At 63.0% G+C, this 25,598-nt stretch carries 21 protein-coding genes; 9 read left to right on the top strand and 12 right to left on the bottom strand.

The genetic code is table 11. The annotated features are described in order from the left end of the window. Positions 1-17: 17 nt before the first annotated feature. A complete protein-coding gene (locus tag KIT79_07600) occupies positions 18-425 on the bottom strand; it encodes a hypothetical protein (protein MCW5829166.1) in 408 nt (135 codons plus the stop codon). Positions 426-566: 141 nt separating this feature from the next. Here KIT79_07600 and KIT79_07595 point away from each other — a divergent pair, with 141 nt between their 5' ends. Both KIT79_07595 and KIT79_07590 read left to right on the top strand, forming a co-directional pair. After that, positions 567-1,562, top strand: coding sequence for an ArsA family ATPase (locus tag KIT79_07595; protein ID MCW5829165.1), 996 nt, complete (start codon positions 567-569; stop codon positions 1,560-1,562). Next, positions 1,559-2,785: an ArsA family ATPase gene (locus KIT79_07590; protein ID MCW5829164.1), complete on the top strand. Its 1,227-nt coding sequence runs from the start codon at positions 1,559-1,561 to the stop codon at positions 2,783-2,785. The genes KIT79_07595 and KIT79_07590 overlap by 4 nt, the downstream gene beginning before the upstream one ends. 7 nt (positions 2,786-2,792) lie before the next feature. Here KIT79_07590 and KIT79_07585 read toward each other — a convergent pair whose 3' ends face one another. Continuing rightward, positions 2,793-3,572, bottom strand: a complete 780-nt coding sequence (locus tag KIT79_07585) for a TlyA family RNA methyltransferase (GenBank protein ID MCW5829163.1) — start codon at positions 3,570-3,572, stop codon at positions 2,793-2,795. A gap of 57 nt (positions 3,573-3,629) precedes the next feature. On the opposite strand from KIT79_07585, the gene KIT79_07580 reads away from it, so the two are divergent. Further along, positions 3,630-4,553, top strand: coding sequence for a glycosyltransferase (locus KIT79_07580; protein ID MCW5829162.1), 924 nt, complete (start codon positions 3,630-3,632; stop codon positions 4,551-4,553). On the opposite strand, the gene KIT79_07575 is transcribed toward KIT79_07580, so the two are convergent. From KIT79_07575 to KIT79_07565, 3 genes are all read right to left on the bottom strand, one after another. Continuing rightward, entirely contained in the window at positions 4,536-5,255 is a 720-nt protein-coding gene (locus tag KIT79_07575; protein ID MCW5829161.1) for a hypothetical protein, read from the bottom strand. The two genes, KIT79_07580 and KIT79_07575, sit on opposite strands and share 18 nt — an antisense overlap. Before the next feature lie 116 nt (positions 5,256-5,371). Then, complete coding sequence (locus tag KIT79_07570; protein ID MCW5829160.1) at positions 5,372-8,674, bottom strand: transglycosylase domain-containing protein; 3,303 nt, start codon at positions 8,672-8,674, stop codon at positions 5,372-5,374. Between the two features lie 37 nt (positions 8,675-8,711). Next, positions 8,712-9,914, bottom strand: a complete 1,203-nt coding sequence (locus KIT79_07565; protein ID MCW5829159.1) for a hypothetical protein — start codon at positions 9,912-9,914, stop codon at positions 8,712-8,714. 94 nt (positions 9,915-10,008) lie between these two features. Here KIT79_07565 and KIT79_07560 point away from each other — a divergent pair, with 94 nt between their 5' ends. From KIT79_07560 to KIT79_07550, 3 genes are all read left to right on the top strand, one after another. Beyond that, positions 10,009-11,115, top strand: a complete 1,107-nt coding sequence (locus tag KIT79_07560) for an alpha/beta fold hydrolase (GenBank protein ID MCW5829158.1) — start codon at positions 10,009-10,011, stop codon at positions 11,113-11,115. A gap of 18 nt (positions 11,116-11,133) precedes the next feature. Continuing rightward, entirely contained in the window at positions 11,134-12,495 is a 1,362-nt protein-coding gene (locus tag KIT79_07555) for an AarF/ABC1/UbiB kinase family protein (protein MCW5829157.1), read from the top strand. Positions 12,496-12,631: 136 nt separating this feature from the next. Further along, positions 12,632-12,982, top strand: coding sequence for a PilZ domain-containing protein (locus KIT79_07550; GenBank protein ID MCW5829156.1), 351 nt, complete (start codon positions 12,632-12,634; stop codon positions 12,980-12,982). A 7-nt stretch (positions 12,983-12,989) separates the two neighbouring features. Here KIT79_07550 and KIT79_07545 read toward each other — a convergent pair whose 3' ends face one another. From KIT79_07545 to KIT79_07530, 4 genes are read right to left on the bottom strand one after another with little or no spacing between them, the layout of a single operon-like run. Next, a complete protein-coding gene (locus KIT79_07545) occupies positions 12,990-14,378 on the bottom strand; it encodes a sigma-54-dependent Fis family transcriptional regulator (protein ID MCW5829155.1) in 1,389 nt (462 codons plus the stop codon). Positions 14,379-14,430: 52 nt separating this feature from the next. After that, a complete protein-coding gene (locus tag KIT79_07540) occupies positions 14,431-16,539 on the bottom strand; it encodes a hypothetical protein (GenBank protein MCW5829154.1) in 2,109 nt (702 codons plus the stop codon). Between the two features lie 53 nt (positions 16,540-16,592). Next, positions 16,593-17,108 carry a hypothetical protein gene (locus KIT79_07535; GenBank protein ID MCW5829153.1) on the bottom strand — a complete coding sequence of 172 codons (516 nt, stop codon included), beginning with the start codon at positions 17,106-17,108 and terminating at the stop codon, positions 16,593-16,595. Positions 17,109-17,117: 9 nt separating this feature from the next. Then, positions 17,118-17,708 carry a hypothetical protein gene (locus KIT79_07530; GenBank protein ID MCW5829152.1) on the bottom strand — a complete coding sequence of 197 codons (591 nt, stop codon included), beginning with the start codon at positions 17,706-17,708 and terminating at the stop codon, positions 17,118-17,120. A 400-nt stretch (positions 17,709-18,108) separates the two neighbouring features. On the opposite strand from KIT79_07530, the gene KIT79_07525 reads away from it, so the two are divergent. From KIT79_07525 to KIT79_07515, 3 genes are all read left to right on the top strand, one after another. Next, positions 18,109-18,930 (top strand): Mov34/MPN/PAD-1 family protein, encoded by an 822-nt coding sequence (locus tag KIT79_07525; GenBank protein ID MCW5829151.1) that lies wholly within the window; start codon positions 18,109-18,111, stop codon positions 18,928-18,930. A gap of 94 nt (positions 18,931-19,024) precedes the next feature. Further along, complete coding sequence (locus KIT79_07520; protein ID MCW5829150.1) at positions 19,025-19,408, top strand: type II toxin-antitoxin system RelE/ParE family toxin; 384 nt, start codon at positions 19,025-19,027, stop codon at positions 19,406-19,408. A gap of 3 nt (positions 19,409-19,411) precedes the next feature. Further along, positions 19,412-19,714 (top strand): helix-turn-helix transcriptional regulator, encoded by a 303-nt coding sequence (locus tag KIT79_07515; protein MCW5829149.1) that lies wholly within the window; start codon positions 19,412-19,414, stop codon positions 19,712-19,714. A gap of 73 nt (positions 19,715-19,787) precedes the next feature. Here KIT79_07515 and KIT79_07510 read toward each other — a convergent pair whose 3' ends face one another. From KIT79_07510 to KIT79_07500, 3 genes are all read right to left on the bottom strand, one after another. Next, positions 19,788-22,463, bottom strand: coding sequence for a DEAD/DEAH box helicase family protein (locus KIT79_07510; GenBank protein MCW5829148.1), 2,676 nt, complete (start codon positions 22,461-22,463; stop codon positions 19,788-19,790). Continuing rightward, positions 22,463-24,559, bottom strand: coding sequence for a site-specific DNA-methyltransferase (locus KIT79_07505; GenBank protein ID MCW5829147.1), 2,097 nt, complete (start codon positions 24,557-24,559; stop codon positions 22,463-22,465). Before KIT79_07505 ends, KIT79_07510 begins: the two co-directional genes overlap by 1 nt. A 196-nt stretch (positions 24,560-24,755) precedes the next feature. After that, complete coding sequence (locus KIT79_07500) at positions 24,756-25,514, bottom strand: hypothetical protein (GenBank protein ID MCW5829146.1); 759 nt, start codon at positions 25,512-25,514, stop codon at positions 24,756-24,758. Between the last annotated feature and the right edge of the window lie 84 nt (positions 25,515-25,598).

Here is a 25,598-nt window from a genome sequence, read left to right as displayed (position 1 = left end):
ACCCGGTCCCGCACGGTTTAATTTTGCCGCAACTCCAGGCACAGCCGCAGCCAGGCGGAGCGGATCGCCGGGGTCTGGAGTTTCGGATCGGTTTCGATGCGGTCACACGCGGCCAGATCGCCAGCCGCCAGCGCGGCGAGCGGACCCTGTTCCGGCGCGAGCCCGGCGCGTTCCCGTTCCAGATCGGCAATGGACTGGAGCCGGAAGGCCGTCTGCCGGTTCCAGGGACGCAGCCGGAACACCTCCTGGTAACAGTCATTCACCGGACCGAGCGGGGCGCGGTCAATCAGGGCCGCCGCGTACCGGTGGTCGCACCGGCGGAGGGCCGCATCGAGGTTGCGCTCGCCCCGGAACGCCACCCACACAAGGCCCGCCACAACCGCCAGAACGAAGGCGACGGCGGCCAGTGCGGCTCCGGGCCTCATTTCAGGAGTTTCTGAAGGATTATGGACCAACTCGTTTGACACCGGTTCCCTTCACATTTAGGCTCCCCGTTCCCGCGGGTGAGCCCGGCGTCAGCCTGCTAACCTGCTGAAATATCAGGATTTTCTGGCATCACCATCCGAATGGCAAATCAGAGCTACCTCGACTGGATCCTTGCCCACCCGTTTCAGGTCATGACCGGCAAGGGCGGCGTGGGCAAGTCGAGCCTGTCTGCAGCGCTCGGTCTGGTGCTCGCCCGGCACGGGAAGCGCACCGTCATTATCGAAACCGATGTGAAGGAACGCATGAGCCAGCTCTTCCAGGTGCCGCCCATCGGATACCGCGAAGTCGAGGTCTTTCCCAACCTGTTTGCCAAGAACGTCGATCCAGACTCCTCGATGGAAGAATATGTCCTGCGGTTTGTCAGGCTCAAGACGGTCTATGACGCGATCTTCAACCGGGGCTTCCTGCGCCACTGGGTGAAGGGGATGCCGGGTTTCCGCGAATTTGTCGTGCTGGGCAAGATATGGGACATGGGGCAGCAGATGGAAGGCCGCCGCCCGAAGTACGACGTGTTCATCATCGACTCTCCGGCCACCGGGCACGGCCTCGCCCTGTGGGCACTGCCGCGCCAGACGCAGAATGCGGTCCGGGTGGGGCCCCTCGCCAAGCACGCCGGCCTCATGGCCGACTACTTCACTCAGCCGGGCAGGGCGCTCTATCACGTGGTCACGCTGGCCGAGGAAATGCCCTATAACGAGACGGTCGAGCTGCTTGCGAAGATGGACGGCGAGATCCGGCTCCCGCGCGGGATGCTGGCCGTGAATGCGGTGCATCCTCCGGCCGTGCGCCCGGAACTCACCGGCCTTCTGCAGGAGATCAACGATTCGACCGAAGGAGTGAAGGGCGTCGCCGAACTGGTGGGCGGTCCCGATCTGGCCCGGTCGGTCCTGTCGAGCGCGGCCAGCCAGCAGATACGCGCCGACCTGAACCGGCAGTACGTGGATGCCTACCGGAAACTCTCGAGGGCGACGCTGGAACTGCCGTATATCTATTCGCGCACCTACGACAAGACGACGATCGAGTTCCTCTCGCATGAACTGGAGAAGCGGCTGAAGGACATGGAGGCGCCGTCATGAAGCCGGGCCGCCTTGCCAGCCACGTCCGGGAGAAGAACGTGGTCATCTGCTGCGGATCGGGCGGCGTGGGCAAGACCACCGTCGCGGCCTCGGTCGGGCTCCGGGCGGCGATCGAGGGCCGCAAGGTGCTGGTTCTTACCATTGATCCGGCCCGCCGTCTGGCGAATGCGCTTGGCATTGACGTGCTGGAAAACTCCATCAAGGAGGTCCCGCGCGAGAAGTTCGAGGCGGCTGGTATCGAGTTCAAGGGCAGCCTGTCGGCCATGATGCTCGATACGAAGCGGGAGTGGGACGACGTGGTCCGCCGCTATGCGCCCGATTCCGGCTCCAGGGACAAGATTCTCGGCAACCGTCTGTACAACTACCTGTCGAACCACCTCGTCGGTGCGGGCGAGTTCATGGCGATGGAACGCCTCTATTACCTGCACCAGCAGGGGGACTACGACCTGGTGGTGCTCGATACGCCGCCCACCAAGCACGCGCTCGATTTCCTGGAAGCGCCCAGGAAGCTGTTCAGCTTCCTGGAGGACGGCACCTTCGTGAACGCATTCCTGAAACCCTATACCGAAGAGGGCGGCCGTCCCGGCGTGGGCATGCGGATGCTGAAGTTCGGCACCACCGCCGTTTTCAAGGTGCTGGAGATGATCATCGGAGGCGAGATACTGCGCGACATCAGCGAGTTCGTCGGATCGTTCGAGGGCTACTATCAGGGGTTCAAGGGGCGCGCCTACGGCGTGGATGCCCTCCTGCGGCAGCCCACGACCTCGTTTCTGCTCGTAACGAGTCCCTCAAAGCTCACGCTCACCGAAACGCGCTACTTCTACGACCGTCTCCGTGAGGCGCAGATGCCCTTCGGCGGTTTCATCATCAACCGTGTCCACAACAACTTCCTGCCGCCGGGAGTGGAGATCGACCCGCTCAAGCTCGCCTGGGTCGAAAACCCCGCTGACCGGAAGGCACTGCTGGACCGCGTGCCGGAGATCAGCGGCCTCAAGCCCTATGGCGGGAAGGCCCGCGACCTGATGGGCGACCTGCTCGACACCTATGCCAACATGGAAATCCTCGCTGCCGGGGAGCAGAAGAACCTGGAACTGATCCAGAAGGTCCGCGACCCGAAGGAGTTCTTCATCCAGGTTCCGTTCTTCGACCGGGACATCTTCGACGCCGAGGGGCTGCTCCAGTTCAACCAGGTCCTGTTCGACGATGGTCATCTGTCGGCCTGAAATCCGGTCATTCCGCCACGAGCTTGAGGAAATACTCCTGGTTGCCATCGGCACCGGCTAGGCGGCTCGGCGCGCTGCCGGCACCCCGGAACCCGAGGACTTCGGCGGCCGCCCCGATTTTCTCCACCGCCGCGAACTGGATCGCAGGATCCCGGACGATCCCGCCTTTTTCGACCTCCCCGCGGGCCGCCTCGAACTGCGGCTTCACCAGTGCCAGCAGTGTCCCGCCCGGCGCGAGTACCGTCCGGATCGCCGGCAGGAGCAGCGTGAGCGAAACAAACGAGCAGTCGGCGACGGCGAGCTCTACCGGCTCGCCGAGGTCTTCGGGTTTCAGGAACCGGGCGTTCAGCTTTTCGTGCAGGATGACGCGTGGATCCTGCCGGAGCTTTTCGGCGATAAGTGCCTGCCCGACATCCACCGCATGAACCCTCGCCGCGCCATGCTGGAGCAGGCAGTCGGTAAAGCCTCCGGTGGAGGCGCCGATGTCGGCGCACACGAGCCCGTTGGGCATTACGTTCAGGTCCGATAGCGCGCCTTCGAGCTTGAGCCCCCCGCGGCTCACATACCGGGAGCGGGCCGACCGGAGGCGCACGGTCGCGTCCGCCGGGACGGTGGCCCCTGGCTTGGTGACGGGAACGTCGTTCACAAGCACCTCGCCGGCCATGAGAAGCGCCCGGGCATCCGTGAGCGATGACGCCAGTTCCCGGTCCATGAGAAGCCGGTCAATCCTGGCCTTGCCGGGCCTGCCGCCGGATTTGCCGCTGAGTTTGCCGTTCGGGGAGGGCATATGCTTCCAACAATAGTTACTGGAACCGGCCCTGCCTAACCGGCGATACTGGGGGCCATGACGGCCGAAATCATCATTCCCTCCCGTGACGGGGCCACCCTTCTCAGGCGGAACCTCCCGTCAGTGCGCCGGGCGGCAGAGGCCATCGGCGCCGGAATCGCCGTCGTCCTGGACGGTCCCGATCCCGGCGCCGCCCCGCTGCTGGAAGGAATCCGCACCCTCCAGCTTCCCGCACCGGCGGGATATGCCGCGGCGGTGAATGCCGGCGTGGAAACGAGCCGCGCCGGCGTCGTGATCCTTCTCAACAACGACATGGAGCCGGAGACGCTCGACGGGCTCACCGCTGGCTGGCGGCCGGAGGAGTTCGCCCGCACGGCTGCAAGTCTCAATGCGCGGCAGGGCGGGCTCGATGAAAGCCCCTCGGTCTGGACCGGCGAGGACGGCCTGTTCCGGGTCAGCCATCCGGTGCTGGGTGGCGGCGAGCCACCGCCGGCCGGTGCACCGGTCGCCCACGCCCACGGCGGGGCAAGTGCCTGTTCGCGTGAAAAATGGATGGCTCTCGGCGGGTACTCGGAACTGTTCAGTCCCGCCTATGGCGAGGATGTCGAGCTTTCATTCCGGGCCTGGAAACGCGGATGGACGGTCACGTACTGTCCAGCGGCCCGGATCCGGCACCACTCCGCAGAAACTACCGGAAGGTTTTATGACGAGAAGGCCCGGGACCGGCTCGTTGAGTGTCACCGGCTGCTGTTCCATCTCTGCGCGCTGACCGACATCGAGCTGATCCGCAGCCGCGATGCCGCCTTCCAGCGGATCATGGAATCGACCTACTTCGACTATGACCGGTGGCGGCTCAAGGTGCCGCTGGTGGGCGCGCTTTCGCGGATGGATGCGGCGAACGCTCATCGCAACCGGCACTACCGCCGGGAAGGACTGCTCACCGACCGGGAAGCATTCGCCCGGTCAGGGCTGTTCCTGTGACTGGCGCTGCTGGCGTGCGGCCGCTTCCTGCAGCTTGCCGAGGAAATCCCTGATCTGTTCCGAGGTGTTCTCGCCGCCGTTGGCACCGGCGTTGCCTGCCGGAGCTCCGCCCTGCCCGGAGAGACCCTGGAGGAGTCCGCCCGCTGCGGCTCCGATTTCCTCGCCCTCTTTCAGCATGAACGTCACGAGCGACTTGCGCTTGCCCTCGCGAACCTCGACCGGAAACAGCTTCTTCTGGTACCCGGCCTTGTCCAGCTCGACCGTGTAGTTGCCGGCCTTGAGGTTGCCGATGAAGACCGATCCCTTGGCGGCCGTATTCACGACCGGGAGTTTCGTCTCCGCCACGCGGACGGTCACGCCGGCGATGCCTTCGGCCTCGTCCGGCTTCATACGGGCCTGCATGTAGGACGGCCCCTCGCGTGGCGTCACGATCACTTCGAGCGAGCCCTCGCCGGCCTTCACCTTGGAATCATCCTTGTAGGACTGTTCCTCCAGCCGGTTGAACGCGGCGATCAGGTTTTCGAGCTGGCGGCGCTTGGCGTCTTCCGGATTGACCACCGGAGTCTGCGACTGGCGCTCTTCCAGGTCGGCAATCTTGTTTTCGAGCTTGATGACACGCTCGCGAAGCTCGCTCGTCTCACGGCGCTGGCAGCCGGTAACGGGGATGATCGCAATGGCCAGGCACACAATAGCCTTGTTCACGGGGTAGAAACCTCCAGGGAGTATCTTCGAACGCCAGTATGGCATCGGCGGGCGAGAATGGCGTTACCGGCCGGTTCCCGTCAATAGGACCGCCGGTAGCGGTCACATTAATGCGCTTAAATAGGGATCGAGCCGGGGGGTGGCGGTGATGATGGCGGCGGCGAAGGCGGCCCCAGATGTTCCTCCAGAATATCCTCGATGCTTCCCGGTTCCGTTTCTTCCTCCGGCGGGGCGGGAGTTGCTGGCGCGGGCGACGGTTCCCTTGCCGGGGTTTGAGTGCCGTCACCGGCCGGAGTGGGCGTTACCGCTTCGAGCAGCCTGAGCAGTGCCTCCCGGTCGGCCTGCGGGATTTCAGGCTGAACCGGCTCCACCGCCACCGGTTCAAAAAAACGTGCGGGTTCGAACCGGTTTCCCACGATCCGGCCCGGCAGGACCAGGTACGGATGCGACGAGAGTTCCAGTTCCGTGCGGTCCTGGATCATCTGGGCGTCGTCGGGAAGTCCCGTCGTCGCGTTGATCGAGACAGTAAGGAACCCGTCCGGGTAGCCCATGGGGAGCAGCTTCGCCATGCGCACGGCAAGATCGCCGGCGTCGAACGGGTAGTCCGCCCGGTCGATCATTCCGCGGGCGGATTCGAGCACCATCGGCAGCGCGCCGGTCGAGCCGTACACTCGCACCCGTCCGTGTGTCATCGGCCGGTTGTCGTCGTATCCCATGTACGCCGCCACGGTGAACAGTTGCCGGTGCGAGAGCTTGCCGCCCGCGTCGGGGTCGGGCCGGGGAAAAAGCCCCACGAAGTAGACGTTCTGGTACCGGTTGGTGGTTCCGGTCTTGCCGAAGAAGGGAACCCGCACGTCCGCGCCCGGCTGGTCCGGGTTCCGGGTCAGGGTCACGAGATCTGCCGCGCCCCGCGCCGTGCCGAATACCGGCGTGTTGCGCAGGATTTCCAGCCACGATGCGGATACCTGGGGCGAGCCGGTGGACGACGGCTCTCCTTCGTAGGACCACAGCAGTTCGCCCTCGGCGCTGCGTATTTCCCGCACGAGCCGTGGCGCGGGGCCGCGGGTGGTTCCCTGTCCGGCTTCCTCGTAGAAGTGGGCCATTTCGGCCAGCGTGACGTCGCTCGTCCCCAGCGGCAGAGACAGTACCGGAGCCAGCGGGCTCTGGATCCCGAGCGAACGGGCCATCGTGATGACGTAGTGGACATTGACCGCCATCCGGTAGTCGCGGAACCGCCGCCACACGGCAGGATCGAATGATACGGGGATCCCCTGCTCGCGGGCGAGCTTTTCAGTCTCATCCACCAGCCGTCTGCGGACATCGCCGCTGCATCCGGCGAGCGGAACGGGCAGGCCGGTGAACGCGGACGGATCGTTCAGGTTGCGCTGGAGGTTTTCGTACCGCTCCACGGCGATTTCGGCGTCGGCCTTCCGTTCCGGGCGGCGGGCTTCGGTCTTTTCGTCCCGCTCGGCCTTGAGGGCCTCCAGGATTTCCTCGCGGGTGGTCGCATCGAAGCCGAGCCGGTCGAGCTGGGCGGCGCAGGCGGCCTCGCCGGCGAACTGCATGTCCCGGACGAGGCCGGCACGGATCTGCTGGAAGGCCGCTTCGCGGACGTCCGCCTGCCGGATCATGATGCCGTGCCGGTCGCGGAGCCGGGCGATCGTTTGGCGGCTGGTTTCGCCCTCTGCCGGTCCGAGCCCCGCCGCCCCGGCCACTGCGGCGAACTGCGGATCGGTCAGCCGGTCGGTGAGATGCGCGAGCAGCCAGACCGAGGCGTAGTTCTCGCTCTGGGTGCCCACCCAGGCGAGCGACATTTCATCCGAGACAGGCGGATGGTCGTTCCGGGGCCGGTAGCTGACGTTCCCCCAGCGGTACACCTCGCGCCGGTTCCGCACCATGTCGGCCGGCGACCAGCCCAGCTGCAGCGCGGCGTAATAGACGACGGGCTTGAAGGCCGAACCGGCCTGCCGCCGGGCATCCACGGCGCGGTTGAAATCGGCGTTGCTGAACCCCGCCGCCACGGCCCGGATGAAGCCGTCGTCCAGGACGATGAGCGCGCCCTGGAGTTTTTCCTCCCGCGTGTACGGATAGGCGCAGTCAAGCAGCGCCGGGTGGCCGCCGCTGTCATCCGTGAACGGTTCCCGCCGCACGATGACCGGCACCGTCTGTCCGGGCTGGAGCGACTGCATGAATGCGCGGATCTCCGTGGCCGTCACCCGCGCCCACGGGTTCGCGGTCTTGTGTCCCTTGGCGGGTTCGGCACAGGCGGCCGCTCCGTCCGGGTCCATGAGCGCCAGATGCGGTCCGAGACGCACCCTGACGCCATCGGCCCCGGTCTCGGCCACGACACCGGCAAGGAAGTCGCCCCGCTCGGTCCGGGAAGGCGGCGACGGCGTGGCGGGTGCGGGCGCGGTTCCTTCGAGCAGAATCTTGAGCCGGCTCAACTGGCTCCGCAGGGCATAGAGGGCGTCCTTCTGCGCTTCCGGGTCAATGCTGGTGAAGATCTGGTAGCCGGAGGCGTACAGGCTTTCTCCGCCCCGGCCCTGGAGCAGCGGGGCCAGATCGTCGGATGCCAGCTCGCGCTGTACCATGTCGGCAATGACGTTCCGCTCGAACCGGAAATGTCCCTGCCGGAATGGCACCGGGGTGGCCAGGGCAGCCTCGTATGCCGGCCGGTCGATGTACTTTTCCTCGAACATCCGGCGGATCACGTAGTCCTTGCGGACATTGGCGCGTGCGATGTTGCGTGCCTGCCGGTCGGGATCGCTCGTCGAGAACGGATCGTAGTAGAACGGTCCCTTCACGCTCCCGGCGATGAATGCCGACTCGACCAGTGTCAGTTCCGCCACTTCCTTGTCGAAGAAGTGGCGGGCGGCCACACCGACTCCGCGGCCATTGGCGTTGACGTGGAACTGGTTGAGATAGAACTCGAGGATCTCGTCCTTGGTGTAGTGTGCCTCCAGGCGGAGGGCGTTCACCAGCTCGCGCCACTTTTCCTGGAAACTGCGGTCCTTGCGCTTGAACAGGTTCTTGGCGGTCTGCTGGGTGATGGTGGACCCGCCCCGGACCATCCGGCCCGCCCGGAGGTTCGCGTAGATGGCGCTGGCGATGGCCAGCGGATCGACGCCGAAATGCCGGTAGAACTTCCGGTCCTCCGAGGCGACGATGGCCTGCCGGAGTGCGGCCGGGATCTGGTCGAGCGGCACATAGTCGCGGTGCTCCAGGCCCGAGAAGGCACCGATCCGCGTCACGCCGTCAGAGGCGTAGATCGGGCTCTCCCGGGCGAGAACGGACATGATGTAGCTGCGCTCGATGTGCGCACCGGGGTATTTTCTCACCACCATGTGATAGGCGGCGCTGCTCACCGCCAGCGTGACGATGGCGAGGGCGGCCATGAATGCACTGACGAGGGCCGCCACTTTCCGTTTCCTCTTGCGCCGCCGGGCCATGCTGGTTTTAGTTGCCCAGCCTGACTTCGGCCTTGCGCTGGTGCATCTCGCTCTGCGCGACCAGCGTGTCAATCGACTGCCGGAGCTGACGGGAGGTGATCAGTCCCTCGCGGGCCTGGCTGATCACGATGGACATCGACCGTATCCGCTCGATGCTGGTCTTGAGGTCGTCCCGTACCAGCTGCTCATCGGGCGATCCGGCCGCGGGCAGGGCGGCAAAGCCTTCATTCAGCCGCCTCAGCTCGGTTTCCAGCAGGCGGCCGGTCTCCTCGGGGTTTTCCTCATAGAATGCCAGCACACTGGAGCGGGCTCCGGCGAGGGCTGCCAGGATCGTCTCATACGGCTGGCGCGGAATGGCGTCCTTCCGGCGGGGTGCTTTGGCGGCGATGTTGGTCCTGGGCTGCGGGCTGGCGGATTTTGGCGGCCAGTCGGACGGCACGTGGTAGGTCTCGGTCGTCACGGTGACCGTGCGGTTCCAGTGCAGGCCCAGCGGGAGCGGGAGCCGCACCCCGGCCCGGAACTCCACCTTGTGCATGGGAGAATTGTCCAGAAGGTACTCCCGTACACCGAGAACCCTGATGGCCGACCGCTCCGGGATGATCTCCAGTCCCCGCCGTTCTGCTTCGGCCATCACCCATGCGCCATAGGCGGGGCGGGTATTGGACTGGTTGCGGCGGAGCTTTTCCCCAAGATCGTGCTCGAAGTCGCCGAGCGGCCGGGTGACGAGTATCCAGTAGGCCGCCCACAGGATCGCGGCGGCGATTCCGGCCATGGCGAGTAGTGAAGCACCGGCCGCCGGGGGGCGGATCTTGCCTGCGGGAGACGCCCGCTTCCCGGCCGCTTGTACCTTTTTCTTCCAGCCGGGGCGGGGGGGCGGACCCACCGACGGACCGGGCTTGAACCGGTTTTTCAGTTCAGTGGATGCGGGCTGGCTGGGGGCGGAATCCTCCGCCGGATCAGCGGATGGCTGGCTCTCGCCGAGAAACTCCCGGTACCGGCGGGCGATGGCCAGTATCTCCTGCTTTTCTTCGAGGCCGATGCCGCGCCCGTCGAGGAACAGGCCGAACCAGGCCTCCTGCTGGGTGTCGTACCGGGTGGGCGGATGACCCTCCAGGTAGGCTTCCAGCAGATCCAGCGCGCGGGCAGCAAGGGGCCGCCCGGCGGTGTCGCCGGAGGATTGGAGAAAATCGTCCGATTGCGGAAGCGGCATGGTCCTGATTCCGGGCGCCGGGGAACGTTAAACGTCCGCTGGCGGCACCCGCAAGGGGAGTCGCGGGTTAAAGCGCTTTCAGGGTCTTCCCGTCTTGCGGGTTTCGGGCGGTTTCGGATATGCACTGGAGGTTGTGGCGGCACTTCCCCAGATCAGACCAGCAGTAACGGCCCGGCGGATGGCGCTGGGTTCGGCCCATCTGGTCGAGCGCGCCGTCCTGGGGCCGCTCACGCCGCAGGTCCGCTCGTTCTCCCGCACGGTGTTCATGTGGGAGAACGTGACGCTGCTCCGGTACCATACGACAAAGGCGCGGACCTACCGGACCCCGGTGGTCATTATTCCGCCGCTCATGGTGAACCCGGACGTTTTCGATCTGCGCCCCGGACACTCGCTGATCCATTTCCTGCTGGATGCCGGTTTCGATGTCTTTCTGGTGGACTTCGGATCGCCGACGGACGCCGACCGGGAAATCCGCGTGGATGACTACGTGACCGACTTCATCCCGAAGGCGATTGCGAAGATCTGCGAGGTGACAGGCGAGAACGAGGTCTCGACAATCGGCTGGTCTATGGGCGGCATCATGAGCATGCTGTACGCGTCGGTATACCAGAAGGACGCCCACCTGCGGAACGCCATCGTGCTGGGGAGCCCGTTCGACTTCTCGAAGATGTTCCCCGTCAACCTGCTGGTGAAGTTCTTCGGCATGGGTATCGGGGCCACGATGGAGAAGATGGGCAACCTGCCGCCGATCCTGCCGCGCATCGGCTTCGAGATGCTCGCTCCGTTCGGAATGCTGACCCGCTATCTCAACCTGCTGATGAACTACTGGGACCGGGAGTATGTGGCGGGATTCGAGACGATCCGTGACTGGGGGCGGGGTTTCATCGCCTATCCGCAGGAGGCGTTCGTCCAGTTCGTGACGGACTTCATCCGCGACGACAAGGTGCGCCGGGGACAGCTGGTGATGAAGGGCCGCCGCGTGGACCTCGCCAACGTCGAGGCCAACCTGCTGCTGTTCGTCGGGATGACCGACAAGGTGGCCGCACCGGAATCTGTCGAGGCGCTGATAGGCCTGGTCAGCTCGAAGGACAAGACCTGCGTCAAGGTGGAGGTGGGCCACATCGGTCTCGTGACCGGATCGCGGGCGAAGAAACACATCTGGGCGCCGATGGCGCTCTGGCTTGCCGAGCGCAGCCAGTAAGGACGGCACCCCGAACCCATGCGACAGGCACTTGCGACCGTTTACCGTTTCAGCATCATCGCCGGGACGCTGCTGCCCATGTACCTCTACTACGTGTTCCTGTGGTACCGGCGGAAGTGGCTGGGAATACGGACCACCCGCGAGAAATGGCGCGCCACGCACCGCAAGTACGCAAAGCGGTTCTACCGCATGGCCGTGAAGCTGAAAGGCGGCATGATCAAGGTGGGGCAGCTCATTTCCGCCCGTGTGGACGTGATGCCGCGGGAATGGATCGAGGAACTGTCGCTGCTCCAGGACAGCGTGCCGCCGACGCCCTGGCCCTATATCCACAAGACCCTCAAGGCGGAACTGGGCGGCGAACCGGACGGGATATTCGAGTGGATCGACCATAATGCGCTCGCCGCCGCCAGTTTCGGACAGGTCCACCGGGCCCGGACGAAAGAGGGCGAGGAAGTGGTCCTCAAGATCCAGCACGAGGACATCGAGTTCAAGCTGAAGGTGGACCTGTGGATGCTCCGGACGGCGGTGAAGATGTTCAACATCTTCATTCCCCGCACCGACCTGTCGGTGATCGGCCGGGAGATGTCACACGCGCTGTCGAATGAACTCTCCTACGAGCAGGAAGCGGCCTACTGCGAGACGATCGGGAATAACTTCGCCGGGTTTACGGGCGGGGTCGTCATCCCCCGCGTGATCCGCAAATACACCACGCGCCATGTGATCTGCATGGAGTTCTTCGACGGCTACAAGATCACCAATTTCGCCAAGATGAAGGAACTGGAGATCGACCGCCGTGAAACGCTGACGATGATCCTGAACGCCTGGACCAAGATGATGTACCAGGACGGGGTGTTCCAGTCCGACCCGCATCCGGGCAATCTCATGTTCAACAAGATTGGCGGCAAGGTGGTCGTCTGCGTCCTCGACTTCGGCCAGGTGAAGATCCTCCCGAAGGAGTTTCACCAGAAGCTCCTCGCCGCCGTTTTCGCTTTCCTCTCCCGGGACGTGAACCAGTTCCTTCCGGCGCTGAAGGGACTGGGAGTCCTGGGCGACGCCGACCTGGAGGCAGTGCGCCCCATCTTGTCGGAGTTTTTCCAGCACTATTTCCACCTCTCGCCGCAGGAGGCGAAGAACCTGGATTTCCGCAAGATCCGGGAGGACGTGCTGGCAACGATCGAGAAGATCGACCGGATCACGATCCCCAACGACATCATCCTGTACGGCCGGACCTTTTCGCTGCTGTCGGGGCTCGCCACGCAGATCGACAAGACTGCGAACATGTTCCTGATTGCCAAGCCGTTCATCATGCAGACGCTGATGACCATGAACGCCCCGGCGGCGCAGCCTGCCGCTCCTGCCGCCGCCGCTCCGGCCAGCTGACCAGTCCGCTCCCTGAACCGACTGTCCGGTATACCGCAGTAGACAATTTGCCTGCCGGATGTCCTGTTTCCATTTCTGCCAATTCGGGAAATGAAAAACGTGGCGAGCGCCATCCATTTCTGATAGCATGTGCCCCATGTCACAGGGTTCGGAGCTACGGAAACACCACCGGGTGCCGTTCCAAGGGGCTGTCCGGTGCATGGCCCAGCCGGCGACGACGGTCTTCTCGCCGGGCGGTAATCTTTCCGGCGGCGGCATGTTCCTCCGGGCGCGCAGCAGCCTCGCCCCCGGCACCGAAGTGACAGTCCGGTTCCAGCTTCCCTATCTGGGTGACATGGTCGAGGCCCGCGGCGTGATCCGCTGGCGGCAGATGGACGTGCGCGAGGAGGAAACCGCCGGTATCGGCATCGAGTTTACGGAGATCGATGTGCCGCTGCGGGAGCGGATACTCCATTTCATCGAGAGCCAGTCGCTCAGCCTCCTGTAGGTTCTCCCTACCGGAGTCCCAGATCCTTCAGTTTCAGCTGCAATCCCTTGCGCGAAAGGCCGAGCGCCTTGGCGGTTCGGGTGACGTTGTGGTTGTGCTCTTCGAGCGCCTTGAGGATGATTTCCCGCTGGACCCGGACGGACGCCTCGCGGGTCAGTTCCTTGAACCTCCCGGCGGCGGCTTCGGGGGCCGCGGCGGACGCCGCTCCCGGCGGCGGGAGCGGCACGGTTCCCTCCAGAGACGGGATATCCTGACCGGTGAGGACGGTCCCCTCGCAGAACAGCATCGACCGCTCCATGACGTTTTCGAGCTGGCGGATGTTCCCCGGCCAGCTGAAGGCGGCCAGCTTTTCCATCGCTTCCGGCGAGATCGACTGGACGTTGCGGTTCAGCCGGGTATTGAACTTCCGCCGGAAGTGGTCGGCCAGCAGCGGGATGTCGCTCTGCCGCTCGCGGAGCGGGGGCAGGTGCAGGGGCACGACGTTCAGCCGGTAGAACAGGTCCTCGCGGAACCGCCCCTCGCGGACGGCGGCATTGAGATCGCGGTGGGTGGCGGCCACGAGGCGCACGTCCACCTGGCTGGTCTTCACGCCGCCCACCCGCTCGAACTGCTGGTCCTGGAGAACCCGCAGGAGCTTCACCTGCATCTCCAGCGGAATGTCGCCCACCTCGTCCATGAACAGTGTGCCGCCATCGGCCAGCTCGAACCGGCCGGGCTTGGAGGTGACGGCCCCGGTGAAGGCGCCCTTCTCGTATCCGAACAGCTCGCTCTCCAGAAGCGTTGACGGGATTGCCGCGCAGTGCAGCTTGATGAGCGGCTTTTTCGCCCGGTCCGACCGGTCATGGATGAGCTGGGCGATGAGCTCCTTGCCCGTGCCCGATTCGCCGGAGATGAGCACCGTGGACGGCGAGGCTGCCACCTTGTCCACCATCCGGAATATCTCCTTCATGGACGGGTGCTCGCCGATGAGCGGCAGGTCGGCCGGCTTGCGCTCGGGGTCCACGACATCCTGCTGGGAGATTTCGTACGACCGGAGCGCCTTGTCCACCACGCCCACGATCTCGCTCTTGTCGAACGGCTTGGAAAGGTAGTCGAACGCGCCCTGCTTGATCGCCTCGACCGCCGTGTCCACGGTCCCGTGCGCCGTCAGCATGATGACGGGCAGGCGCGGCTGGAACTGCCGGGATTTCCGCAGCAGTTCCAGGCCGTCCATGCCCGGCATGCGCAGGTCGGTAATCATCGCGTGGAACTGGTCCTGGCGGAGCATGTCGAGCGCCTTCGCACCGGAATCGGCCGTCTCCACGTCGTAACCCTCGCCGCCCAGGAGCGCCGAGAGGACTTTCCGCATGTTCGGTTCGTCATCGACGACGAGGATGCTGTAGTCGGAGTTTTCCATTCAGGAAGGGTTCATAGCCCGCCGGACGGGAACTAGGGAAGGGCACTACCCCTCACGCCGCGTTTCCAGTGGTCCCTGCGGCTGCGGGGACTTCGGCGGGCGGCAGCGGCAGGACGATCGTGAACTCCGTTCCCTCGCCCTCCCGGGAGTTGACGTCGATGGTGCCGCCGTGGGCCTCGACGAGCCGTTCGCAAACCGGCAGGCCGATGCCGGTCCCCTCTGGCCGGGTGGTGAAAAAGGGCGTGAACACCCGGTCCAGTGTTTCGGGGTTCATTCCGCTGCCGGTGTCGGCAATCTGGATCACCACCGAGCCCTGTCCGCCGTCGGGGGCTGGCCGCCAGCGGGTCCGGAGCGTGAGCACGCGGGCTGTGCGGTCCTTCATGGCCACGAAGGCATTGCTGACAAGGTTGAGGAGCACCTGCTTGATCTGTTCGGGATCGGCGGCGAGTTGCGGCAGGTTTTCGGCGAGATCGAGGACGATCTTCACCTCTCCCTGCTCCTCGGCCAGAGACACCTGCCGCGCCGTCCGCTCGATGAGGCGGTTCAGGTCCACCGGCTCCAGTTGAGGCTTGGGCTCGCGGGCGTAGTTGAGGAACTCGCTCACCACCCGGTTCAGGCGCTGGACTTCTTCCAGTATGATCGAGAGAAACTCCTGGTTCTGCTCCGGCGACCGGCTGGTTTCGAGCACCTGCACGGCCCCCTTGATCGAACCCAGGGGGTTGCGGATTTCATGCGCCAGTCCGGCGGCCATCTCTCCCAGCGCGGCCATGCGCGACCGGGCGCGGATGCGGTCGTTGGACCGGAAGTTTTCCAGCAGCATCGCCGCCTGCGTGGCGATGGTGGCCAGCAGGGTGATCTCGTCCGCGTCGTAGCCCTCGACCGCCCGCTCGTCGCGGATGCAGACGATTCCGGCGAGGTCGTCGGCGCCGGGTACCGGCAGGACGACCGCCGCGTTGAGCCGTTCCATCTCGCCGTGGATCACCCCCAGGTAGTCCCGCCGGGATCCCGGCGGCGTGGCGCGCCGTTCCTGTTCCAGATGCTCGGCCGAAAGCGGCGACCGGCTCGACTCCAGTTCGAACAGCAGCTCCAGCCGGTCCAGCACGGGCGGCAGGGAGGTCGCCATCCGGCCGAAGCAGGCGTGGAGCCCCAGCCGCCCGGTCCGGCGGTCGCGGAAGTAGATGGCCAGGTCGGTCACCCGTTCGAGCACCTTCATGTGCCGGGCGATGATCGAGGCGAGCTGCCGGGCGTCGGTGGCGCGGATCATCTCGCGGCTCAGGACGGCGAGCACCTCGCTCAGTTCGCGCTTGGGGCGCAGGAAAAACGTGGCGAACCGGTCCTCGACGTACTTGTTCACCGGATCGTAGATCACGAGGATGATGATCGACGCGATCATCGTGTAGAGCACGGTCACGCCAAACGAATCGACCCAGAAGACCAGAACCCCGTACACGGCCGAGAAGACCGTGGCGATCGTGGCGATGATGGCGGCGCGGACGACGATCTCCTGGTACTCCAGCAGCCGGTAGTTCAGGATCGACAGGTAGATGAAGTAGGCGTAGACGCTTGTCGCCATGGCCGAGAACCGGTGGCGTTCGCCGCTGGTCAGCAGGATGGCGAGGTCGATGAGCCCCGCGGCCAGGATGACCATCGAGCCGTTGCGCAGGTACTTGAGGCGCGTCCGCTCGGTCGTCTGGCGGGGCAGTTCGCGCTCGCGGCGCAGCAGGATGTAGAAGCAGTAGAGAACCGTGATTCCCAGGTAGAACAGCATGCCGTAATCGAGGTAGGGCATGCGTGTGCCGGCGCCGGTGGCGGTTGTGGTGACGGGGATGACCGCCGCCAGCAGGATCACCAGCGTGCTGGCCGTGGACATGGAACGGGTGGACCGCCTCAGGGTCGGCATCTCGGCGTAGAGGAAAATCCGCAGGAACCGGATGGCGAGCGGCGGGATCAGCGCGGCAGCCATCACCGTGAACCGGTGGAGCAGTTCGGTCCGGGGGAAGATGCCGCCCAGGTAGGCAAACAGGTTCCAGAGGGCGAGCCCGGCGGCCACGTAGGAAAACGTCCGGCGGACATCGTTCTGCCGGTTCTTGTAGATCACGGCGAACGCCAGCGCCGCGCACAGCACGGCGGAAATGAGCGATATCTGGTTCGCCAGGTTCATGGCCGGTCAGGGTGAGGATATCACGGCCGGGCGGGCGGCGGGAGGGAGCCCCTTCAGGAGCACGACCGGACGCCCATGACGATGAAGACGAGCATGATCCCAAGGAAGATGAACGTCCCCAGGGATTCGTTGAGGTTGATCTTGCGCCACTTCTCCGGGTGGGCCTTGAACGGCGTGAGGTCCATGAAGAGCTGGTCGAGACGGTCCTGCGCCCTGGGGCCGACGGCACGGCGGTAGGCGGCCGAGCGGTCCTTCACCGTCTGGCTGGAGCCCCCGCACCGCCGGATGAACAGCGTCCGCAGGCTGTTCAGCTCGGCCGAGTCGTCCTCGACGAGCAGCGCGTACATGCCGGCCCGCTCCGGGTCGCCCATCTGGACCAGCACCTGGATCAGGTGGGTGCGGAGCCGGCCGGCCCGCAGGGGGTCGGTTTCGATCTGGAGGCGGCTCTCGATCCGGCGGCGGGCCGAGGCGAGGTCGCCGCGCTCCAGATCGCCCTCGATCCGCTGGTCGAGGGATTTCTTCCGGGGCCGCCGCGGGGCGGCGGCGGGTTGTGGGCCTTCGCTGGTCACGCGCAATGCCTAGATCTTCTCGTATTTGGTGAACAGGCCGTGCGTCACGCAGTAGGCCCGCACGCGGACCACGTCGTTTCCGAACGGCCTGGGCGTGTAGAGCCAGGCGAAGAACTGGATGCCCTCGGGACCGTAGAGGGTTTCCCCCTCCTTGGGCGCGAGGATGCTGATGACCGTGGGCTGGGTTTTCCCGTCCCACAGCTCGACCCACGACCACCAGTGGTTGTGGACGTGCGGATGCTTGAGCGTGTTGATGAAGTCCACCATCGAGTCCGACCGGTTCCCGGCAACTTTCAGGTGCGGCTCGTGCTTGATGATCATCTCGTCGCTGCGGCGGCCGAGGGTGTCCTCGCGGATGCGGTTGTACTCGAGGTAGTCGGGAATGGTCGCCTCCCAGGTCTTGTCCGTGAAATACGGGTGCTGGATGTCGGGGCTCGTCGTTTCGAGGCCCTCCCACTCGGTCCCCTTCAGAGAGCCCTTGAACGGCTTGCCCTTGTAAGCGGCATGGGCCGTGGTGGAGGCGCATCCGGCGGCGAGGGCAGCGGGGGCGACAACAAGTCCGGTGGCGGTGGTGCGGAGGAATGAGCGGCGTTCCATCATGGGTTGGGGACTCTCCCTTTTCGTTGAGTGTCGGGTTGACGGGGATCAGTTTTAGCCCGCCTTGGGCCAGGTTCCCAATGAAATCGGCATAATGCCACCCGGCAATAGCGCAGGGCATCAAATTAACGGGACAGGCGGGACCTGGAGACTCAGAAAATATTATAACTTGTTGGGATAACTGGGTATTTCAGACACTACCGCGCTCCCCGATGGCCCCCTCCCTTGCCACGCCATCCGGCCCGGCTCCACACTTTCCCCCAGCGAGCCGTGGCATGGCCTGACGCTGAATCCAGCCCCCTGGATGCGCCGCAGCGGACAGGCCCCGGACGTTACACGCAAAGCAGATACGCCGTCCTTCACAGGCACACGAGGAAGGAACCGGCGGAGCGGAGATGAGGCCATGCGAGTCTATCTTTCGGATCAGGCGTTTGTCGCGCTCACCGTGGCGGCCGTCGAGGTCTACAAGCGCGAGTGCTTCGGCTACCTGCTGGGGCACATGACCGACGACGCCTGCCACGTGGACCTCGCCGTGCCGCTCCAGTCGGCCGAGCGCAAGTTCATGGAGGTGTCCGTCAGCACGCAGCGCGTGGGCCGGGTGGGGCAGCTCATGGACGAGTTCCACCGCTGGCGGAAGGTGGGCGACTTCCACTCGCACCCCGACTACGCCGGGCAGACCTGGGAGCCCATCCTCTCCGACACCGACGTCGCCACGATGGGCAAGCGGTTCGTCTCCGTCGTCATCAGCCTGCACGAGACCGGCCGCCGTTCCCACTGGAAATACGACCGCAAGGGGAACCTCTCCGGCACCGTGAGCGGCTACCGCCTCAAGATGAGCGCCTACTACCGCGGCATCACCGAGGGGAGCGTGCGCCAGGTGGCGCTGCTCTGCCCCTTCGCCGTCAGCTACCAGCGGGAGAAGACCGTCGTGGACGCCTTCGCGCGCCCCGGCGTGAACCCCGAGGAGTCGCTGAAGATCCGCGTCTCGCGGAGCCGCAAGCTCCCCTACCAGCCCGCCTCGCCGCAGTACGAGTTCTTCCGCCACCTCCAGACGGCGCGGGCGTCATCGCTCGGCGAGTTCATCCGCGTCTACGGCGAGACCCGCCGGATCACCGTCGGCCGCAGCGGCCGCGCCGCCCAGCAGCGCGACCCGCAGACCGTCTCCGCCGCCGTCGAGTATTTCCAGGAGTTCCGCTCCCTCGGCCTCGTCGAACTGCTGCACTGAGGGGATTAGCCTCTGAATATATTGGGCTTACCGGTTGGCCTGGGCGGCTATTTTTTCACTTGCATCATTATGTGTTTAACCTCATAATTGCAGGGTGGAAGTGGTGCATACCGATGAGTTCGGCGACTGGTACAGGGCGCTGGACGACACGGACAAGGAATCGGTTGCCTACTCCGTTGAACTGCTGGAGCAATGCGGTGTTGCACTGGGTTATCCTCATAGCAGCGAGATCAGGGGGGCCAGCATCGCCCTGAGGGAGTTGCGGGTCCAGTCGAAGGGCAGGCCGATCCGGGTTTTCTATGCGTTCGACAGGACGCGGGATGCCGTCCTGATTATCGGGGGCGACAAGGAAGGACAGGACGACGGCCGGTTCTACCGGACCTGGATACCGGTGGCGGAGAAAATCTGGAAGCAGTACCTCGCTGAACGTGAAGAGATGGAAAGGGCTTCGGCCTCGCAGAAGAAAGGCAAAGGGTGACTCATGGCGATCCACAAGTGGAAGGAACTGCGTGACAGCCAGCTTTCGCCTGAGGCGATAGCACGCATCGAGAAGGCCGCCGCCGAGGAAGTGCTGGCGATCAACATCCGGGCGCTCCGCGAACTGCTGGGCAAAACGCAGGAAGAGATGGCAAAGGCGACCGCCATGTCGCAGTCGGAAATCTCGCGGCTGGAGCACCGGACGGACTATCTGGTGTCAACGCTCCGCAAGTGCGTGGAGGCCCTCGGCGGCGAACTGGAGATCCGCGCCAACTTCGGCGCGAAAAGCATCCGCCTGGCGGCGTGACCGTCTCCGCCGCCGTCGGGTATTTCCAGGAGTTCCGCTCCCCCGGCCTCGTCGAACTGCTGCACTGAGGGGGTTAACCAACCGCCTTCACCAGTTCGTTAAACGTCGCCGGATGGTATTTCTCCCACTCGTCCTGCCGGACGAACAGTGCCCGGTAGCGTTTCTTCGGCTCCAGTGAAGTTGCGTCTTCGCACCATTGCTTGAGGCGTTCCCATTTCTGAGGATCGTCCAGATCTTCCCGGCCTTTGGTCTCAATAATCCAGAAGTTATTGCCGTCCTGGTTCACGACGAAATCCGGATAATAGTCGGCAATGCCGCCGCCGGCCTTGTTGTATTCGATTTTGAAGTGGGTCGCGTTGGAGTTCTTGAAGTACGAAACGATGTCCGGGCACTTGTCGAGAAATACCGCAAAGTCGAGTTCAAGCTGGCTGTCGCCCACCACCTTGTTGAAGATCGACTTGTCCGGCCTGAAATACTCCTTCTTGTCGGACAGGTAAGGTCGCGTCTTGCTGACCTTGATATATTCCTGGATCTTCGTTGTGCCCGTGTCCTGAATCGTCAGATCGTTGATCGCCTTCCGGAAGGTTTCCTGAATCGTCCTGACCGGTTCGATTTCGGACATATTCCGGAGAACATTGAGGTCATCCAGATCGACCGGTATTTCGAACAGCCGGTTTTGGATATAATCCTTCATCATCCCGAACAGTCCGTCGAATCCACCAACCAGGTGCAGTTCACGCATCAGGCTTCGGGCGAAGAATGTAATCATATTCTGATGGTTGGGGACAAAATCCCCGTCCATCAGGGTCTTGTGGCTCTCGGCTCCAGTGTCGATCTCCAGAAAGATGATTTCCCGTTGCTGCTCCGGCGTGAACGGAATCAGCTTCAGCTTCGGAGCAGGCAGCTCTGAAACATTGATCTCGGCCAGGTTCTTGTATTCCCTGTAGATTCGCGGTGCCAAGACCGGGATTTCTATATCAAGGGCTTCGATATCCTTCTTCCGGTTCTCCGAGTCCACCTCGATCACGGTCGGCGATTGAGGCTTGGTCCGGTCACTCATCGCCGCGTATTCCAATTCAACGCCTTCATCCTTGATGGATTCCACAAAATCGATGAAGGCATCGGTCCCGATCACACTGACCTTCTCCTGGATGTCCTGACCCCGGAACATCCGCCTGAGGCCGCGCCCAATGGTCTGCTCGGGAAGAATCTTGCTCGCCGCTTTGAACGGTCGAAGGCCGACAATCGAAACGACGTTCTGCACGTCCCAGCCTTCGCGCAGCACCATCACGGATACGATCGCTTTGTACGGATTATCCCAGCTATCAATCTCACGGCTCAGCTTACGGAGCCTGTCCAGTTCGTCCTTGTTCTTGCCGGTTGAGGACTCCGAGATCTCACCATTGTTCTTGGTGTGAATGACCAGAACACCATCCTCCAGCTTCGGGAAAGTCTTGACGAGGTAATCCGCCACTTCATCGCAGTTCTTCGTGTCGTCGGTCATTACGAACAGGATCGACTTCTTTCCGGCCGGTTCCAGCTCGTCATAAACCTTTTCCCATTCCAGATAGCCGAGCTGGAGATAATCCCGGTACCGCTCCGAGAACTTCGCACTTTTCCGCTCCTGAAGTTTTGCCCGTGAGGCCGGATCGGGGAGCACCGGCGTCTTCACGACCCCCTGCCTGACGGCTTCGACAAGGGGATAGTCGCTGACCGTCTGAACGAAAATCGCGCCGTTGGTGTGTTTTGGGGTCGCCGTGAGGTCGAACTGCGCCGAGAGCTTGCCGCCCTTCAGTTTCAGGCGATTTGAAATGTCCCCGATGCTCTTGAACCAAGCCAGGTCTTCCTCATGGACGTGGTGCGCCTCGTCGTTGATGACGACCAGTTCCGAGACGTTCCGGATGATATCGCCGAGGTCCACCTTTGAATCCGTGGTTTTCCCGGTGGGGCGGGGACCGGCGAAGAAATCGAGCTTGTCTTTGGCTTCCTCAAACGTCTTCGGGGCCTCTTCCTTCTCGTAGACCCGGTGAATGTTGGTCAGGAAGATATTGCCGGTTGGGGAGACGTTGCTGACATGATCCTGTTTGTGGAGCGTGATCTGAAAATCGTCACGCCAGTTCCGGCCCTCGTACCCGTTGTCCGGAAGCACCGGATCGGCAAAAAATATCTTCAGGCCGTCAAAGTCGGTCGCCAACCGGTCAAGCACAATGATATTCGGCGCGATCAGCAAAAAGTTCTTGCTGAGTTCGGAATCTTCCTCATAGATCTTGTGGAAGTACGACCACGCGATGAGCAGGCTCATCACCTTGGTCTTTCCGGCGCCGGTCGCCAGTTTCATCACGTACCGGGTCCAGTCCTCCCGGAACATGCTTTTAGTGACCTGCCCGGCGGTGTCATATTTGATGAGCCCGTAGGGGTCGCGGGCTTCTTCTATTTCATAGAGCCAGATGGCCGATTCGACCGCTTCACGCTGGGAAAAGTAATAGCGGAACTTTCCGACGGTTTCGTCGGTTTGCGGCAGGAGATGTTCCGTCTCGAACCAGTGCCGGAGCAGTGCCTTGGTCGTCGCACTGGCGCCTGCATATCCGGAATCCCTCCACTTCCATACGCCCTCCCGTATGCGGTGTACCAGCGGCGGCAGGAGATTTGCGAGACCGATTCGTCCCAGCAACTCCTCGCCCGGATACCAGCGAACGTCAGGGTGAATAATCTGATACGGGTCAGTGGGAAACTGCGGGTGGAAGCCCATCAGACTTTCACCTCCAGCACCTTGGTTGTGTCGTTGCCGAAGATATCGATCACCTTTACTGCGATCTTGTATTTGCCCTTGCCGGAATATTCATGCGTTCCACTGGATAGTTCCAGAGACCGGTCCTTACGGGTCCGGTAACTCTGCCATTCGTTCTCGAAGATATAGCCGCCGGTCCAGAGTTCCTTCTCTTCGCCGTTTTCGACCACCCGGATGATCTCCCTGCGGCTTTCGTAGTTGAAATCCACCGCCCAGTAGTCGATCCAGTCGGACCACTTTTTCGTGAGAATCTCTCTGGTGATTTTTTCTTTCTTGTCCTTCATGATCTTGACGACCTGACCGTTTTCGACCGTGATTTTGCTCCCGCCGGGCTTCAGGTCAGCCGTCAGCTCCTCGATATCGTCCTGCCGGTAAAAGACGCCGAAATCGGTCAGCCGGAGTGAAACGAGGCCTTTATTCACGAATGGCTTCACGTCCACATAACAAACGTCGAAGAATTTCACTTGTCCCTTTTCGACGGCGCGAGGATCGAACACGTCACGGGGGATGTATTTGAGTCCAAGGGCGACGCCCTTCTTGCGGGCTTCGTCCTGAAGGTGCTGGGTGACGCCCATCTCGAACTCGAAGCCGAGCACGTCCGCCTTGCTGACCTGGAGTTTCTGGCACGCCTTGATGACATCGTTGATCTGGGATTGCGTCACCGGGGCGTCTATCGGACCAACCAGCACCAGTGTCGAACCCTTCTTGCCGTGAAACGGCGGCGACTGGAACACCCGCTCGGCTTTAAAGGCAGTCAGGATCAAGTTGACGTAATGCTCTTCGCGCTGAATCGACTGGGCCTTGCGCTGGTCTTCCGGCAGGTTCGGGTCCACGCCCATGAAATACTGCCGCTCGTATTTACCGAGGTTCAATATCTCAAAACTGCGGTACGGTTTGCCCTCGGACTTCAGTGCGCGTTGGACCCCGATCAGCCGTTTGCGGGCCGTGTGAATGGCGAAGCGACCCAGATCGCAACCGATCCATTTCCGGTTCAGTCTTTCGGCGACGGCCAAGGTAGTTCCAGAACCGCAGAAGAAATCGGCAACTAGGTCACCTTCATTTGAAGCCGCAGATATCACACGTCCTAACAATGCTTCCGGTTTTTGAGTACTATAGAAAAGATTTTCAGTACGATCTGCTGGCTGCAACATAGAGAGACGCCATACATCATCAACGGTCTTTTCTGAGGATTCGATATAAATTACTTTCCCATCGGGGCCTTTTGCATTGATGATCGCGCCTTTCTCTTTATCCCATACGCGTTTCAGTTGACGAACTTTCTCGTCTCGGTCTTCTCGTTGCTTGTTAAAAATATACTTATCAGATTTGCGATACCAAAAAATGACATCATGGTTAGACGCAAACCGATTAATATTTCCCTGAAATTTATTATAATAATACCATACTATCTCGTTGAGAAAATAATCCGGAGAAAATAACTCATCGAGAATGATCTTTAAGTAATGTCCTACATGCCAATCGCAATGAACGTATATGCTCCCATCCTCTGATAATAATTCTTTCATCACATTCAGACGCTCATACATGTACTGGTGATATCGTTCACCTTTCTTACCCCAAGTATCGCGATATGCGAGTTCCTCAATGACGCTTGGCTCTTTCGTCAAGGTGTCATCGCCCACGTCGAGGTCGACAGAGAAATCCATCCCGGCATCAAATGGCGGATCGATATAGATGAGCTTCAATCCTCCGGCGGCTTCGATCTCCCGCCGCATCGGTCCGTTCTTGAGACTGGAAAGTATGAGTTTGTTGTCGCCCCAAATCAGTTTGTTCGACCAGCCGCTCGCCTGGCGGCCGCTGGACCGATCCATCGAAAACAGGTTGAGGGCTTCATTGACCGCCTTGCGCGGCTCGTCGATCTGCTCGATGGACTGGAACGGGAGGACGACATTCGTGACCTCATTCGTCTTGCCCTGCCAGATCAGTTCCACCTCCGGCGCGTCGCTGAACAGCCGCAGCTTGTAGCGGGGCGGAAGCGGCTCCCCCCGGTCGATGAGGGCTTTCAACTCTTCTTTTTCACGGTCGGTGAGGTTCATCGAACATTAGCTCCCTGAAGGCGCGAGAAGCGCCGAAATATCTTCATGGCCGGGATTAGCGAGATCATCCCTGGCGTCAGGCTCATCATTTCGAAATACCGACGGATTTATTAGCGCACCGGGCTGCCCCGTTCCACCGGTAACGGCAGGCAATACCTAACCGTTGGTCGTGACAAGTTGTGTCACCCCCCCCCCCCTAATACATCACCGTCACAAGCGTGATCCCCGCGAGCGCGGTGATGAAGCCCGTCTCGGCGAGTCCCGCAAGGTCGCGGCCGGTCAGTTCCTTCTGGAACGAGCCGCCGATGAGGAGCAGCGGCGCGGCGGTGAGGGCCAGCGGGGCGAGGAACGCGCCGGGGACGAGCGGCACCGACAGGGCAAGCCACAGGAGCGCGGCGATGAGGGCGTTCAGCATCCCCTGCCGGGTGCGGACGCGCAGTTCCAGGAGGGCCAGTTCGGCCACGCGCACAGTCACCGGCAGCAGGACGAGCAGCGTCGAGGCCGGGTGCGAGATGTCGTCCCCGGCGGCGATGATCTGGGCGAACCCCTGGGACTTCACGATCCAGGCGATGAGGATGAGCCCCGCGCCCACGGCCCCGCGCTCGCCCGCCTGCCCGGCCTGCCCGGCCTGCCCGGCCTGCCCGGCCTGCGGCGACGGGTCGCCGACGCTTCCGAACGCCCGGTCCACGAGCCGCCCCAGGCCCGCCTCGCGGGAAAAGCCGCTCGCGACGGCGAAGATGAACACGGTGAGCGCCCCGCCGATCTGCGGGTGGATTTCGTTCTGGATATAGGCGTTGAACAGGGCAACGTAGATCCCCGCCTCGATGAGTCCCGCGAGTGCCGTGCCCAGAATTGGCGCAAGGCCCCGGCCGGGCGCGTTCCCGCCGCCACCGAGCCAGCCGAAGGTGCGGGCCGCGGCCGAAAGGAACAGGCTGGTCTGGCGGGAAGTCTTCATGAAGGTAGGGTTTCTACTACGAGAGCGGGCCAAAGGGCCACGGGGAGTTTCCCCTTGGGGACGTTCCGGGCGGTTTAAGGCCCT

This window comes from Deltaproteobacteria bacterium (assembly GCA_026129095.1).
In the GTDB taxonomy this organism is placed as follows: domain Bacteria; phylum JAGRBM01; class JAGRBM01; order JAGRBM01; family JAHCIT01; genus JAHCIT01.
Note: the sequence above shows the minus strand (reverse complement) of the source record. Positions and strands in the feature narration are given on the sequence as shown.